Source organism: Streptomyces sp. NPDC048565 (assembly GCF_040650935.1).
Lineage (GTDB): Bacteria > Actinomycetota > Actinomycetes > Streptomycetales > Streptomycetaceae > Streptomyces.
Map to the genome: position 1 here is coordinate 1 of NZ_JBEZIH010000004.1, position 14,615 is coordinate 14,615.

Consider the following 14,615-nt stretch of genomic DNA (forward strand, 5'->3'; position numbering starts at 1 on the left):
GGGCGCCCGGCCACCGGCCGGGCGCCCCTCTCGCGTATGCGGGGTCAGACCTTGGTGCGGGAGGTGTTGTAGAGCTTGGCCGCGAGGGCCGCCACCTCGTCCTGGGACATGGACTTGTTCGTCATGGCCGCGCCGATGTCGACGCCGATCACCACGCCCAGGGTGCTGTAGTCGCCCCAGATGCAGACCGGCATGGTCATTTCCTTGGGGCCGTTCTCCACGGAGCCGTCGGCGTCCGAGTTGACGATCTTGACGTCCTGGCACTTCATCAGTGCGCCCTTGAAGCCGGCGGGCTTGACGGTCTTCGGGCTGCCGACCAGCGACCCCTTGGCGTCCTCGGCCGTGGCCGCCGCCAGTTCGGCGTTCTTGAAGGATCCGTCGACGGCCTTCTCGGGGTCGTCGATGTCACCCCAGATGCCCTGGAGGATGAGCATCTTCGTCGTGAGCGGGTTCACCTCCATGTCGCCGCTCATGTACTGGGCGCCCACCTCGTTCGGGTTCTTGACCCCCATGGCCTCGGCCTTGGCCTTGTCCGTGCCGGTCATCGGGGCCGAGGGCTTCCCCTTGGTGTCGTCCTTCTTGAAGTCGTCCACCGCGGCGGCCGGCGTGAGCTTGTACCCCTTGGTGGAGTCCGCCACGTCGCTGCTGCTCGAACCGCTGCCCGACGTCAGGAAGTACACCCCGCCCGCGACCACGGCCAGTGCGACCACGGCCGCGCCGATGATCAGGCCCGTCTTCTTCTTCGGGGCCGGCTGCTGCGGGGGCATGCCGGGGTATGCCTGCTGTCCGCCGTACGGCGGGGCGGGCGGCTGCTGGCCGTACGGGCCCGGCTGCTGGCCCTGCGGGTAGCCGTAACCCTGCGGGGGCTGCTGCTGCGGCGGGACGCCCTGGGGGGCCTGCTGAGGGTATCCGTAGCCGGGCTGGCCCTGCGGGGGGCCCTGGGGCGGACCCTGCGGCGGCGGACCGCCGTACGGGCCCGGCTGCTGTCCGTACGGTCCGGGCTGGCCCTGCGGCGGCTGCCCGCCGTACGGGCCCGGCTGGTTGTAGCTCATCTGCGGTGTCCCCTGTTCGTGATGCTTATGCGTTCCGAACATCCTGACGGAAGCGCCGCTCACATAGGACATCCGGGAGTACACCGTTACTGAACAAACCGGTTTCAGTGCACGACTGTGACGCCCCTAAACTGTCTGCCGTGACCGAGAACGCATCGCAGCAGCCAGCCAGCACCCCCGAACTGCCGACCCAGTACGCGCCGGCCGAGGTAGAGGGGAAGCTGTACGAGCGCTGGGTAGAGCGCGGTTACTTCGCGGCGGACCCGGAGAGCGAGAAGCCCCCGTACACGATCGTCATCCCCCCGCCCAACGTCACCGGTTCCCTCCACCTGGGCCACGCCTTCCAGCACACGCTCATGGACGCCCTCACCCGCCGTAAGCGCATGCAGGGCTTCGAGGCGCTGTGGCTGCCCGGCATGGACCACGCCGGCATCGCCACCCAGAACAAGGTGGAGCAGCAGCTCGGCGAGGAGGGAAAGTCCCGCCACGACCTGGGGCGCGAGGAGTTCGTCGAGCGCGTCTGGCAGTGGAAGGAAGAGTACGGCGGCAAGATCCTCGGCCAGATGCGCCGCCTCGGCGACGGCGTCGACTGGTCCCGTGAGCGCTTCACCATGGACGAGGGGCTGTCCGCCGCCGTCCAGACCGTCTTCAAGAACATGTACGACGACGGCCTGATCTACCGCGCCGAGCGCATCATCAACTGGTGCCCCCGCTGTCTCACCGCGATCTCCGACATCGAGGTCGACTACCAGGACGACGACGGCGAGCTGGTCTCCATCGAGTACGGCGAGGGCGAGGACACGCTGGTCGTCGCCACCACCCGCGCCGAGACGATGCTGGGTGACACCGCCGTCGCCGTCCACCCGGACGACGCGCGCTACGCGCACCTGATCGGCAGGCGGATCAAGCTGCCGCTCACGGACCGTACGATCCCGGTCGTCGCCGATCACCACGTCGACCCGGAGTTCGGCACCGGTGCGGTCAAGGTGACCCCCGCCCACGACCCGAACGACTTCGCGATCGGCCAGCGGCACGACCTGGAGTCCCTCACCGTCATGGACGAACGGGGCGTCATCACCGTCGCAGGCCCGTTCGAAGGGCTCGACCGTTTCGAGGCCAGGTCGGCCATCGTCGGCGCGCTGCGCGAACAGGGCCGGATCGTCGCGGAGAAGCGTCCGTACGTCCACTCCGTCGGCCACTGCTCCCGCTGCCGCACGACGGTCGAGCCCCGGCTCTCGCTCCAGTGGTGGGTCAAGGTCGAGACCCTCGCGAAGGCCGCCGGTGACGCGGTCCGTGACGGCCGGGTCGCGATCCACCCCAAGGAGATGGAGAAGCGGTACTTCGACTGGGTCGACAACCTCAACGACTGGTGCATCTCGCGCCAGCTCTGGTGGGGTCACCGCATCCCCGTCTGGTATGGCCCCGACGGGGAGGTCGTCTGCGTCGGTCCCGACGAGCAGCCGCCCACGGGTCAGGGCTGGACGCAGGACTCCGACGTCCTGGACACCTGGTTCTCGTCCGGTCTGTGGCCGTTCTCCACGCTCGGCTGGCCCGAGGAGACCGCGGACCTCAAGAAGTTCTATCCGACCGACGTCCTCGTCACCGGCCACGACATCATCTTCTTCTGGGTCGCCCGGATGATGATGTTCGGCCTGTACGTCATGGACGGTGAGGCCCCGTTCAAGACGATCGCGCTCACCGGTCTGGTCCGTGACGAGCGTGGCAAGAAGATGTCGAAGTCCTTCGGCAACGTCGTCGACCCGCTGGACTGGATGGACACGTACGGCTCCGACGCCGTCCGCTTCACCCTCGCCAGGGGCGCCAACCCGGGCACCGACGTCCCGATCGGCGAGGACTGGGTCCAGGCCTCCCGCAACTTCGCCAACAAGATCTGGAACGCGACCCGTTTCGCGATGATGAACGGCGCGACGGTGGAGGGTGAACTCCCGCCCGCCGAGCAGCTGTCGGCCACCGACCGGTGGATCCTGTCCAGGCTGAACAAGACCGTCGCCGATGTCGACGCGTTCTACGAGGACTTCCAGTTCGCCAAGCTCAGCGACGCCCTCTACCACTTCGCGTGGGACGAGGTCTTCGACTGGTACGTCGAGCTCTCCAAGACGACCTTCTTCGCCGGCGGCGAGCAGGCCCGGGTCTCCGGCCGGGTCCTGGGCGAGGTCCTCGACGTCACCCTGCGGCTGCTCCACCCGATCGTCCCGTTCGTCACGGAGACCCTGTGGACCACGCTGACCGGCGGTGAGTCCGTCGTCGTCGCCGACTGGCCCGAGGCTGTGACCGTTCCTGGGGCTGACACCCCGGGCGGCTTCCGCGACGAGGCGGCCGAGAAGGAGATCGAGCTCGTCCAGCAGGTCGTCACCGAGGTCCGTCGCTTCCGCGCCGACCAGGGCCTGCAGCCCGGCCAGAAGGTGCCGGCCGAGCTGACCGTCACCGGGACGGTGCTCGCCCCGCACGAGGCCGCCATCCGCCAGCTGCTGCGTCTCCAGCCCGCCGGTGACGGCTTCCACGCGACGGCCACGCTGCCGGTGGCCGGTGCGAAGGTCGCCCTCGACCTGTCGGGCACCATCGACGTCGAGGCCGAGCGCAAGCGGCTCACCAAGGACCTGGGCGCCGCCGAGAAGGAGAAGGCCCAGGCCACCGGCAAGCTCGGCAACGAGGCCTTCCTGGCCAAGGCCCCGGACAACGTGGTCGACAAGATCCGTGGCCGGCTCGCCAAGGCCGAGGCCGACATCGAGCGGATCACCGCCCAGCTGGCGAACCTGCCGACGGGCTGAGGGCCTGAACGCCTGATGGCGAAGCCCCCGCATCCCCGGTCCGACCGGGAGTGCGGGGGCTTCGCCGTGCCCCGGACGGGACGCGGCAGCGGGCGCTGCGCACGATGTCCGTGGTCATCCGTAGACTGGCCCCGTGAGTGAGCCCCGCCCTTCAGACCGGCACGACGCGTCCGATCCCGACGACACCTTCGCGGAGATCGTCGACGAAGAGACCCAGCGCGACCCCGACCTGGCGGTGATCGAGGCCGGGAGCCGGACGCTGCGTACCCAGTCCGGTCCGCCCCAGGGGGAGGCCGTCCCCGACCGCCCCGCCGATCCCGAGACCGACCGGGCGCTGCGCGAGGTGGAGCAGGAGCTCGCCGGACGCTGGGGTGAGACCAAGCTCGAGCCGTCGGTGACCCGTATCGCGGCCCTGATGGACGTGCTGGGCGAGCCCCAGCGCGCGTACCCCTCGATCCACATCACGGGGACCAACGGCAAGACCAGCACGGCCCGCATGATCGAGGCCCTGCTGGGCGCCTTCGAGCTCCGCACCGGCCGCTACACCTCCCCGCACGTCCAGTCCGTCACCGAGCGGATCAGCCTGGACGGCGCCCCGGTCGACGCCGAGCGCTTCATCGAGACGTACAACGACATCAAGCCGTACGTCGAGATGGTCGACGCCCAGCAGCCCTACCGGCTCTCGTTCTTCGAGGTGCTGACGGGCATGGCGTACGCGGCCTTCGCCGACGCGCCGGTCGACGTCGCGGTCGTCGAGGTCGGCATGGGCGGCACCTGGGACGCGACGAACGTCATCGACGCCTCGGTCGCCGTGGTCACCCCCATCTCGCTGGACCACACCGACCGCCTCGGCTCCACCCCGGCGGAGATCGCGGGGGAGAAGGCCGGCATCGTCAAGCAGGACGCGACGGTGATCCTGGCCCAGCAGCCGGTCGACGCCGCTCAGGTGATGCTGAAGAAGGCCGTCGAGGTGGACGCCACGGTCGCCCGTGAGGGCATGGAGTTCGGCATCGTCTCCCGGGAGATCGCGGTCGGCGGCCAGCTGCTGACCCTGCGGGGTCTCGGCGGCGAGTACGACAACATCTTCCTCCCGCTCTACGGGGCGCACCAGGCGCACAACGCGGTGGTGGCGCTCGCCGCCGTCGAGGCCTTCTTCGGTATCGGCGCCGAGCAGAGCCACAGCCTCGACATCGAATCGGTCCGCAAGGCCTTCCTCTCGGTGCTCTCACCGGGCCGGCTCGAGGTCGTCAGGTCCAGCCCCACCGTCGTCCTCGACGCGGCGCACAACCCGGCCGGCGCACTGGCCGCCTCCGAGGGGATCTCCGAGGCGTTCAGCTTCTCCCGGCTGATCGGGGTCGTCGGCGCGAGTGACGGCAAGGACGTGCGGGGGCTGCTCGAAGCCTTCGAGCCGATCTTCGCCGAGGTCGTCGTCACACAGAACTCCAGCCCGCGCGCCATGGACGCGGACGCCCTGGCCTCGGTCGCGGTAGAGGTCTTCGGCAACGACCGCGTCCAGGTCGAGCCGCGCCTGGACGACGCCCTTGAGGCGGCCATCACCCTCGCCGAGGAAGAGGCCGAATACGCGGGCGCCGGAGTCCTGGTGACCGGATCCGTGATCACGGTCGGCGAGGCCCGGCTGCTCCTGGGAAGGCGCTGACCCTGTGCGTACGCTCTGTGCATCGACGCTGATCGGTGAGTTCTTCGTCATCGGCTTCGCCGGACTCGTGGCGATGAAGTCCGACGACCTGTCCACGGGCACGGTGTGGACGGTCTGCGGCATCGGCATGCTGCTGTCCGTCCTGCTCTGCGGTGTGATCACCCGCCCCGGTGGTCTGCAGCTGGGCTGGGCCTTCCAGATCCTGCTGGTGCTGAGCGGCTTCTTCGTTCCGACGATGTTCATCCTCGGCGTGATCTTCGGTGCCCTGTGGTGGGCCTCGGTGCACTACGGCCGCAGGATCGACGAGGCCAAGGCGCGGTGGGCGGCCCAGGCCGAGGCACAGGAGAGCAGCCAGGCTCCGGCCCAAGGCTGACGCAGAGTAAACCCGGCCGTTGGGCCATTCGTGTACCCCTGTAATCTCGCCCTCACCCGCACCGGAAGTCTGCAAGGAGCCGTACATGACTCAGCGCACCCTCGTCCTTCTCAAGCCCGACGCCGTACGACGCGGGCTGATCGGCGAGATCGTCGGCCGTATCGAGCGCAAGGCCGGCTGGACGATCACCGCGCTGGAGCTGCGCACACTCGACCAGGAGACCCTGGAGCAGCACTACGGCGAGCACAAGGGCCGCCCGTTCTACGAGCCGCTGGTCGAGTTCATGGCCTCCGGCCCGGTCGTCGCTCTGGTGGCCGAAGGCGAGCGGGTCATCGAGGGCATCCGCGCCCTGGCCGGCCCCACCGACCCGATCGCCGCCGCGCCCGGGTCGATCCGTGGTGACCTCGGCACGATCACCCGGGAGAACCTCATCCACGCCTCGGACTCCGAGGAGTCCGCAGAGCGAGAACTCAAGCTGTTCTTTCCCGGACTTTCCTGACTTCGGCTCCGCCAATCAGCGCTCATGACCTGGGGCGACCGAAGTAATTCGGTCGCCCTTCGGCATAGGGTCACGTATCGCGGGAACGCATCCCTCCGACGTAACGTCACCATGGGTGGAACGAGCAGTTGTTCCGCTCGCCATGGCGAAGGACCCTCGCGCTGTGTCCGTGCATACGGCACTACGATGGAAGCTTCCACGCCCGCAGCGCCAACCCTCGCCTACCTCGAACAAGCCATTCTTCGCTTCTTGGGAAGGCCCGACACATCCTCATGGGGAACAAGGGGAACTCAATGTCGTTCATCGGCCGTGACATGGCTATCGACCTCGGGACTGCCAACACGCTGGTGTACGTCAGGGGGCGCGGCATCGTCCTGAACGAGCCGTCCGTCGTGGCCATCAACACCAACACCGGCGGCATCCTGGCGGTCGGTGCCGAGGCAAAGAAGATGATCGGCCGCACACCGGGCAACATCGTGGCCGTGCGGCCCCTGAAGGACGGCGTGATCGCCGACTTCGAGATCACGGAGCGCATGCTCCGCTACTTCATCCTCAAGGTCCACAAGCGCCGCTACCTGGCCCGCCCGCGCGTCGTCGTCTGTGTGCCCTCGGGCATCACCGGGGTCGAGCGCCGCGCCGTCATCGAGGCGTCGACGCAGGCCGGCGCCCGCCAGGTGCACATCATCGAGGAGCCCATGGCCGCGGCCATCGGCTCCGGCCTGCCGGTCCACGAGGCCACCGGGAACATGGTCGTCGACATCGGCGGAGGCACCACCGAGGTCGCGGTGATCTCGCTCGGCGGCATCGTCACCGCCCAGTCCATCAGGACCGCGGGTGACGAGCTGGACAACGCGATCATCCAGCACGTCAAGAAGGAGTACTCCCTCCTCCTCGGTGAGCGCACCGCCGAACAGATCAAGATCACGATCGGCTCGGCCTTCGAGATGGAGAAGGACGAGCACACCGAGATCCGCGGACGCGACCTGGTCTCGGGACTGCCCAAGACCGTGGTCATCTCCGCGACCGAGGTCCGCAAGGCCATCGAGGAACCGGTCAACGCGATCGTCGACGCGGTGAAGACGACGCTCGACAAGTGCCCGCCGGAGCTCTCGGGTGACGTCATGGACCGGGGCATCGTCCTGACCGGCGGCGGCGCGCTCCTGCGCGGTCTCGACGAGCGGCTCCGTCATGAGACGGGCATGCCGATCCACATCGCCGAGGACCCGCTGGACTCGGTGGCTCTCGGATCCGGTAAGTGCGTCGAGGAGTTCGAGGCACTCCAGCAGGTGCTGGACGCCCAGCCCCGACGGTAGGACACGACGTTCCGCCGTACGGGCACTGCCGTCCCGTGCGGCGGAACGTTGGTATACAGGCACGAACATTCCGACGAGGAAGGCACGGCCGCCGCACGTGAGGGACACACGAGAGAGCCGGCTGCTCCTGGTGCTGCTGATCGCCATCGCATTCGCCCTGATCACGGTGGATATCCGCGGTGGCGAGGCATCGCCGGTGGACGGAGCGCGGCAGGCCGCCGCCACGGTCTTCGGACCGGTCGAGAACGGGGTCTCGGCGGCGGTGGACCCGGTGGGCAACGCCATCGGCGCCGTGCGGGACTCCGGTGACCGGCACGACCGGATCGCGGCCCTGGAGCACGAGAACGCCGAGCTGAAGACGAAGCTCGGCAGCGACGACCGCAACGCCAGCAAGGTCCGTCAGCTCGACACCATGCTGAAGAGCGCCGGTGCCGGCCAGTACGGCATCAAGGCCGCCCAGGTCGTCGCCATAGGAGCGGCTCAGGGCTTCTCCTGGACGATCACCATCGACGCCGGGGCCAAGGACGGCCTGGAGCGCGACATGACCGTACTGAACGGCGAAGGGCTCGTCGGCCGGGTGACGACGGTCGGACCGAACACCGCGACCGTCCTGCTGGCCAGCGACCCCGACTTCACCGTCGGCACCCGGATGGAGAAGACCGACGAGCTCGGCTTCGCCACCGGCCAGGGATCCCGGCCGCTTTCGGTCCAGTTCCTCAACGGCAAGGCCGAGGTGAAGAAGGGCGACCGTCTTGTCACCTTCGGCTCCAGCAAGGACAAGCCCTTCGTCCCCGGAGTGCCGGTCGGCGAGGTCGTCAGCGTCGACCCGTCCGGCGGCGACCTGACCCGGACCGTCTCCGTCCGTCCGTACGTCGGCTTCACCAAGCTCGACATCGTGGGCATCGTCGTCCAGGCGCCCCGCGAGGACCCCCGTGACCTGGTCCTGCCCGAGCAGCCCAAGAAGCCGGCGAAGCCCAAGCCCACCCCGACCGTCACGGTCACCGCCCAGCCGAACGGCGACCTCGTCGACGGCAGCGGAAAGGTCGTCGGGAACATCAACGACAGTCCCGACGCGTCCGCGTCCCCCGGTGCGTCCCCGGACGCCGCCGGTGACACCGGCACGGCCGCCGGTGACGCGGCGAACGAGCAGGAATAGAGCTGATCCCCATGCGCTTCAACCGGACGCTGCTCTCCGTCATCCTGGTCGTGGTCGCCCTCGTCATCCAGGTCTCCGTCCTCGCCCGCCTCCAGCTCCCCGGGGCCACCCCCGACCTGCTGCTCCTCGTCGTCCTCGGACTCGCCTTCGTCTACGGGCATGTGAGCGGCGCCTTCATCGGCTTCGGCGCGGGACTCCTCGCCGACCTGGCACCGCCCGCCGACCATGCCGCCGGGCGCTACGCCCTGGTGCTCTGCGTCATCGGCTATTGCGCCGGCCTTGCGCGGCCCTCGATCGGCCAGCTCAAGTCGGCCTTCACCCCGATGGCCTTCGTCGTCGTCGCGGCGCTCGGGTCGACCCTGCTGTACGCCGGGGTCGGCGCCCTCGTCGGCGACACGGCCGCCCGGCATGTGGGCCTGGCCGGCCTGCTGGCCACAGCAGTGGTGTACGACCTGCTCCTCGCGCCGTTCATCGTTCCACTGATCATGGCGCTCGCCAGACGCACCGAGAACGACCCGGTCGCCGAGAGCTCGGGCAGCGGTGACGTCGCCGCCGGCTGGCTGGCCACCGGCACCGGGCTGCGGATCGGCAGCCAGCGGGGCGGGATGCGCCTGAGGGCAGCCCGCGGCCGTGCCGCACGCGCAGGAAGGATCAAGGGGGTCAAGCGACTGTGAGGCTGTTTCCTTCCGGGGGCGACCCCCGTACCCCCGGCCGTCCCACCAGCACCGGGGGTGCCCCGTGAGCAACATTCCCGAGACGGGCCGGACCCCACGGGTCCAGATCCGTCTCGTCGTGATCCAGATCCTCGTCTTCTCCCTGCTCCTGACGCTCGGCGGCCGGCTCTGGTACCTCCAGATCCGCAACGGGCAGGAGTACACGGACGAGGCCAAGAACAACCACGTCCAGCAGGTCGTGCAGCCCGCGGTCCGGGGCTCGATCCTCGACGCGCGCGGCGTGCCGCTCGCCGACAACGAGACGCGCCTCGTCGTGTCCGCGAGCCGCACCGAGCTGATGAAGATGGAGGACGACGGCGTCGGCGTCCTCACCCGGCTGGCCGGTGTCCTGGACATGAAGCCCAAGGACGTCCTGGACAAGGTCAGGCTCTGCGACGACAAGACCCCGCAGCCCTGCTGGAACGGTTCGCCCTACCAGCCGATCCCGGTCACCGACGAGGCCACCACACAGCAGGCCCTCCAGATCCGTGAGCGCGCGGAGGACTTCCCAGGCATCACCGCCGAACCCACCGCCGTACGCCGCTACGCCGCACCCGGCAAGGCCAACACGGCCCAGGTGCTCGGCTACCTCTCGCCCGTCACCGACGAAGAGGTCACCAAGGCCCAGGACAGCGACTCGCCCTACCTCCGCTCCGACCAGGTCGGCCGCTCCGGCCTGGAGCGCACGTACGACAAGGAACTGCGCGGCAAGGCCGGTGTCACCCGGTACGAGGTCGACAACCTGGGCCGCGTCATCGGCGAAGCGCAGAACGACGACGCCGAACCCGGCGCCAACGTCGTCACCTCCATCGACGCCCGGGTCCAGGCCGTCGCCGAGTACGAGCTCAACGAGGCGATGAAGACCGCCCGCAAGGAGATGGACCCCAACACCAACGAGATGTACAAGGCCGACTCCGGCGCCGTCGTCGTCATGGAGGCCAAGACCGGCCGTGTCGTGTCCATGGCCTCGCTGCCCGCGTACGACCCCAACGCCTGGATCGGCGGCATCTCTGCCAAGGACTACGCGAAGCTCACCGGCAAGAAGTCCAACTTCCCGCTGCTGAACCGGGCCATCCAGGGCACCGCCGCACCCGGGTCGATCTTCAAGGTCATCTCCTCGACCGCCGCGGTCAACGCCGGATACGACTTCGACGGCAACTACCCGTGCCCCAGCTCGTACTCCATCGGCGGCCAGACCTTCAAGAACTTCGAGTCCCAGGGCTACGGCAACATCACCATCGGGCGCGCCCTCGAGGTCTCCTGCGACACCGTCTACTACGGCCTGGCGCACAAGGAGTGGCAGAAGGACGGCGGCAACAACCCGAAGAAGAAGCCGGCGGACTGGTTCTACAAGACCGCCCACCAGTTCGGGCTCGGCAAGGAGACCGGCATCGACCTCCCCAACGAGGTCGCGGGCCGGGTTCCCGACCGCCAGTGGAAGCAGGACTTCTACGACGCCAACAAGGCGTCCTGGTGCAAGCAGGGCAAGAAGGACGGCACCTACGTCGAGAAGATCGCGTACGAAGGCTGCATCGAGGGCAACAAGATGCGTGCCGGTGACTCCGTCAACTACTCCATCGGCCAGGGCGACACGCTCGTCACGCCGATCCAGATGGCGACCATCTACTCGGCGATCTCCAACGGCGGCACCCTGTACGACCCGACCGTCGGTAAGGCGATCGTCAGCGGCGACGGCAGGACCGTCCAGGAGATCGCGCCCCAGGCGCACGGCAAGCTGCCGTTCAAGAAGGCGGACACGCGCGACAAAATAGACCAAGCCCTCGCGGGAGTCGCGACCCAGGGCAGCGCCGCCTGGCGATTCGGCGGATGGCCCCAGGACAAGATCCCGATGCACGCCAAGACAGGCACGGCCGAGGTCTACGGCAAGCAGACGACCTCCTGGTTCGCCACGTACACCAAGGACTACTCGATCGTCATGACGATCTCCCAGGGTGGTACGGGCTCCGGCGCGTCAGGCCCCGCGGTGCGCAACATCTACAACGCGATCTACGGGCTCGACGCGAGCGGCAAGCAGGACCTCAAGAAGGCGCTGCTGCCCGCTCCCCAGAAGAACCTTCCCAAGATCAAGTCGGACGGCCAGATCGTGTCGCCCAAGATCAAGCCGTACACCCCCGCACCCGCCGACGACGGCACGGAGACCCTCGCGGGTGCGCTGCCGGTGACCGTGGGGAGGCGTGACTGATGGCGGGCTTCTCCGTCTCGGGCTACGCCCCCGAGGAACGCTCCGCCTGGTCCAAGCTCACCGCCCGCGACTCCGTCGTGCGGCGGCTGGACTGGCCCCTGCTCGGAGCGTCCCTCGCGCTGTCCTTCGTCGGCTCGCTGCTGGTCTGGTCGGCTACCCGTGGCCGTGAGTCCCTGACCCACGGCGACCCGTACTACTTCCTCTTCCGGCACGTGCTCAACAGCGGCATCGGCCTCGCGCTGATGATCGGCACCATCTGGCTGGGACACCGCACCCTGCGGGGAGCGGTGCCCGTCCTCTACGGTCTCTCGGTCGTGCTCGTCCTCGCGGTCCTCACCCCGCTGGGCGCCACGGTCAACGGCGCCCACGCCTGGATCCTCCTCCCCGGCGGCTTCTCCCTCCAGCCCTCCGAGTTCACCAAGATCACGATCATCCTCGGCATGGCGATGCTGCTCGCCGCCCGGGTCGACGCCGGCGACCAGCTGCACCCCGACCACCGGACCGTCGGCAAGGCCATCGGCCTGGCCCTCGTCCCGATGGCCGTCGTCATGCTGATGCCCGACCTCGGCTCCGTCATGGTCATGGCCGTCATCGTGCTCGGCGTGCTCCTCGCGTCCGGCGCGTCCAACCGCTGGATCTTCGGACTCCTCGGCGCGGGCACGGCGGGCGCGGTGGCCGTCTGGCAGCTCGGCGTCCTCGACGACTACCAGATCGCCCGCTTCGCGGCCTTCGCCAACCCGGCACTCGACCCGGCAGGCGTCGGCTACAACACCAACCAGGCCCGCATCGCCATCGGCTCCGGCGGACTCACGGGCACCGGGCTCTTCAACGGCTCCCAGACGACCGGCCAGTTCGTCCCCGAACAGCAGACCGACTTCGTCTTCACCGTCGCGGGCGAGGAACTCGGCTTCCTCGGTGCCGGACTGATCATCGTCCTGCTCGGCGTCATCCTGTGGCGCGCCTGCCGTATCGCCCGGGGAACGACCGAGCTGTACGGGACGATCGTCGCCGCCGGCATCATCGCCTGGTTCGCCTTCCAGTCCTTCGAGAACATCGGGATGACACTCGGGATCATGCCCGTGGCCGGACTTCCGCTGCCGTTCGTGTCATACGGAGGAACATCGATGTTCGCCGTCTGGGTGGCGGTCGGACTGCTCCAGTCGATCAAGGTGCAACGGCCGCTGTCGGCCTGAGTACGCGAGGGGCCGGGTGCACGCCCCTGCATATCCGCCGGTATCGCGGATAGGTTCGTCATATGGCGGACTCGAAGCGCGAGGTAGAGCGGAAGTACGAAGCGACTCCCGACACCCGGCTGCCCGACCTGACCCGAGCGGCCGGGGTCTCGGAGGTCGTCCACCGTGGTCTCAGCGAACTCGACGCCGTCTACTACGACACCGCGGACTTCCGGCTGGCCGCGGACTCCCTCACGCTGCGCCGCAGGACGGGCGGGCACGACGCCGGGTGGCACCTCAAGTTCCCCGTGTCGGCCGACGTGCGTGACGAGATCCAGGCCCCGCTCTCCGACGCCCTGCCGCCCGCCATCGGCGAACTGCTCCGCTCCCGGGTGCGGAACACCCCGGTGGCGCCCGTCGTCCGGATCCTCTCCGCCCGCGACGTCCACCACCTCCTCGGCGCGGACGGCGCCGTGCTCGCCGAGCTGAGTGTCGACGAGGTCCTCGCGGAGCGCCTGACCGAAGAGGGGCACGGGACCACATCGGCGTGGACCGAGCTGGAGGTCGAGCTCGCCGACGACGGCGACCCCGCCCTCCTGGACGCCGTCGAGCGGCGGCTGCGCAAGGCGGGCGTCCGGCCATCGGCCGCGCCCTCCAAGCTGGCCAGGGCGCTGGCCGAGACCGCGCCCGAGGGGCAGCGGCGGACGGCGGAGGAGGAGCACGACCCGCGCACCGCGGGCGACCATGTGCTCGCCTACGTACGCGCCCAGATCGCGGCCGTCGTCGGACTCGACCCGGCGGTGCGCCGCGAGCTGCCCGACAGCGTGCACCGCATGCGGGTCGCCACCCGCCGGCTGCGCAGTGCCTTCAGGACGTACCGCGCGGTACTCGACAGGACCGTCACCGATCCCCTGCGCGACGAGCTGAAGTGGCTCGCCGCCGAGCTCGGGGCCGACCGCGACCAGGAGGTCATCGAGGAACGGCTCCGCTCCGGTCTCGACGAGCTGCCCGGCACCCTGGTCCTCGGCCCGGTGAGCGCCCGGCTGACGCTCACCTCCGTCGCCAGGCGCACCGGTTCACGGCGGCGGGTGGCCACGGTGCTCGACGCGGACCGCTATCTCGCCCTGCTCGACTCCCTGGACGCCCTCCTCGCCGACCCGCCCCTGCGCCCGGCGGCCGGGCGCCCGCCGCAGGACGCCCTGCGCCGCGCCGTACTCAAGGACTACGACCGCCTCGCGGCCCGCGTCGGCCATGCCCTGGGCCTGCACCCGGGCGGGGAACGTGACGTGGCCCTGCACGAGGCGCGCAAGGCCGCCAAACGCGCCCGGTACGCCGCCGAGGCCGCCGCGCCCGCCCTGGGGAAGCCTGCCAGGAAGTTCACCGAACGGATGAAGGCGGTGCAGTCGGTGCTCGGCGACCACCAGGACAGCGTGCTGGCCCGTGACGCCCTGCGCACCCTGGCGGTCCAGGCGCACGGCGCGGGGGAGTCCGCCTTCACCTGGGGCCTTCTGTACGGCCACGAGGAGGCCGCGGCGGCGGCACGGGAGCGTGAGCTGCCCGAGGTCTGGGCCCGGGCATCGCGGCCGGGGCCGCGTACGGCGTTGAAGGGCTGAGCAGTCCGCGCGCGGCGTCGAAAGGCTGAGCACCGGGTTACGCTTGATGGTCACCCCTGCCAGCTACGAAGGTCC

11 protein-coding genes are annotated in these 14,615 nt (G+C 69.4%); 10 read left to right on the forward strand and 1 reads right to left on the reverse strand.

Annotation, left to right across the window (positions count from 1 at the left end):
- Positions 1 to 44 precede the first annotated feature (44 nt).
- Positions 45 to 1,052 (reverse strand): hypothetical protein, encoded by a 1,008-nt coding sequence (locus AB0C75_RS06265; RefSeq protein WP_362887623.1) that lies wholly within the window; start codon positions 1,050 to 1,052, stop codon positions 45 to 47.
- Positions 1,053 to 1,192: 140 nt separating this feature from the next.
- Here AB0C75_RS06265 and AB0C75_RS06270 point away from each other — a divergent pair, with 140 nt between their 5' ends.
- From AB0C75_RS06270 to AB0C75_RS06315, 10 genes are all read left to right on the forward strand, one after another.
- On the forward strand, positions 1,193 to 3,841 hold the full coding sequence (locus tag AB0C75_RS06270; protein WP_362887625.1) for a valine--tRNA ligase: 2,649 nt from the start codon (positions 1,193 to 1,195) through the stop codon (positions 3,839 to 3,841).
- A gap of 133 nt (positions 3,842 to 3,974) precedes the next feature.
- Positions 3,975 to 5,498 carry a folylpolyglutamate synthase/dihydrofolate synthase family protein gene (locus AB0C75_RS06275; protein WP_362887627.1) on the forward strand — a complete coding sequence of 508 codons (1,524 nt, stop codon included), beginning with the start codon at positions 3,975 to 3,977 and terminating at the stop codon, positions 5,496 to 5,498.
- A gap of 4 nt (positions 5,499 to 5,502) precedes the next feature.
- On the forward strand, positions 5,503 to 5,871 hold the full coding sequence (locus AB0C75_RS06280) for a DUF4233 domain-containing protein (RefSeq protein ID WP_362887629.1): 369 nt from the start codon (positions 5,503 to 5,505) through the stop codon (positions 5,869 to 5,871).
- Between the two features lie 85 nt (positions 5,872 to 5,956).
- The gene (ndk, locus tag AB0C75_RS06285) at positions 5,957 to 6,370 is read left to right on the forward strand and encodes a nucleoside-diphosphate kinase (protein ID WP_362887631.1); all 414 of its coding nucleotides are present in this window, start codon (positions 5,957 to 5,959) and stop codon (positions 6,368 to 6,370) included.
- Between the two features lie 293 nt (positions 6,371 to 6,663).
- A complete protein-coding gene (locus AB0C75_RS06290) occupies positions 6,664 to 7,683 on the forward strand; it encodes a rod shape-determining protein (RefSeq protein WP_362887633.1) in 1,020 nt (339 codons plus the stop codon).
- A gap of 97 nt (positions 7,684 to 7,780) precedes the next feature.
- Positions 7,781 to 8,839: a rod shape-determining protein MreC gene (gene mreC / locus AB0C75_RS06295; RefSeq protein WP_362887634.1), complete on the forward strand. Its 1,059-nt coding sequence runs from the start codon at positions 7,781 to 7,783 to the stop codon at positions 8,837 to 8,839.
- Between the two features lie 11 nt (positions 8,840 to 8,850).
- Entirely contained in the window at positions 8,851 to 9,513 is a 663-nt protein-coding gene (gene mreD, locus AB0C75_RS06300) for a rod shape-determining protein MreD (protein ID WP_362887636.1), read from the forward strand.
- Positions 9,514 to 9,577: 64 nt separating this feature from the next.
- A complete protein-coding gene (gene mrdA, locus AB0C75_RS06305; protein ID WP_362887638.1) occupies positions 9,578 to 11,755 on the forward strand; it encodes a penicillin-binding protein 2 in 2,178 nt (725 codons plus the stop codon).
- Positions 11,755 to 12,948, forward strand: a complete 1,194-nt coding sequence (gene rodA, locus AB0C75_RS06310; protein WP_362887639.1) for a rod shape-determining protein RodA — start codon at positions 11,755 to 11,757, stop codon at positions 12,946 to 12,948. The genes mrdA and rodA overlap by 1 nt, the downstream gene beginning before the upstream one ends.
- A gap of 62 nt (positions 12,949 to 13,010) precedes the next feature.
- Entirely contained in the window at positions 13,011 to 14,540 is a 1,530-nt protein-coding gene (locus AB0C75_RS06315; protein WP_362887640.1) for a CYTH and CHAD domain-containing protein, read from the forward strand.
- Positions 14,541 to 14,615: the final 75 nt, after the last annotated feature.

Bases quoted from the DNA above. Each gene is read 5' to 3' on its own strand.
- AB0C75_RS06315 (WP_362887640.1), top strand. From the start codon at position 13,011: ATGGCGGACTCGAAGCGCGAGGTAGAGCGGAAGTACGAAGCGACTCCC.
- rodA (WP_362887639.1), top strand. From the start codon at position 11,755: ATGGCGGGCTTCTCCGTCTCGGGCTACGCCCCCGAGGAACGCTCCGCC.
- ndk (WP_362887631.1), top strand. From the start codon at position 5,957: ATGACTCAGCGCACCCTCGTCCTTCTCAAGCCCGACGCCGTACGACGC.
- AB0C75_RS06265 (WP_362887623.1), bottom strand. From the start codon at position 1,052: ATGAGCTACAACCAGCCGGGCCCGTACGGCGGGCAGCCGCCGCAGGGC.
- mreD (WP_362887636.1), top strand. From the start codon at position 8,851: ATGCGCTTCAACCGGACGCTGCTCTCCGTCATCCTGGTCGTGGTCGCC.
- AB0C75_RS06290 (WP_362887633.1), top strand. From the start codon at position 6,664: ATGTCGTTCATCGGCCGTGACATGGCTATCGACCTCGGGACTGCCAAC.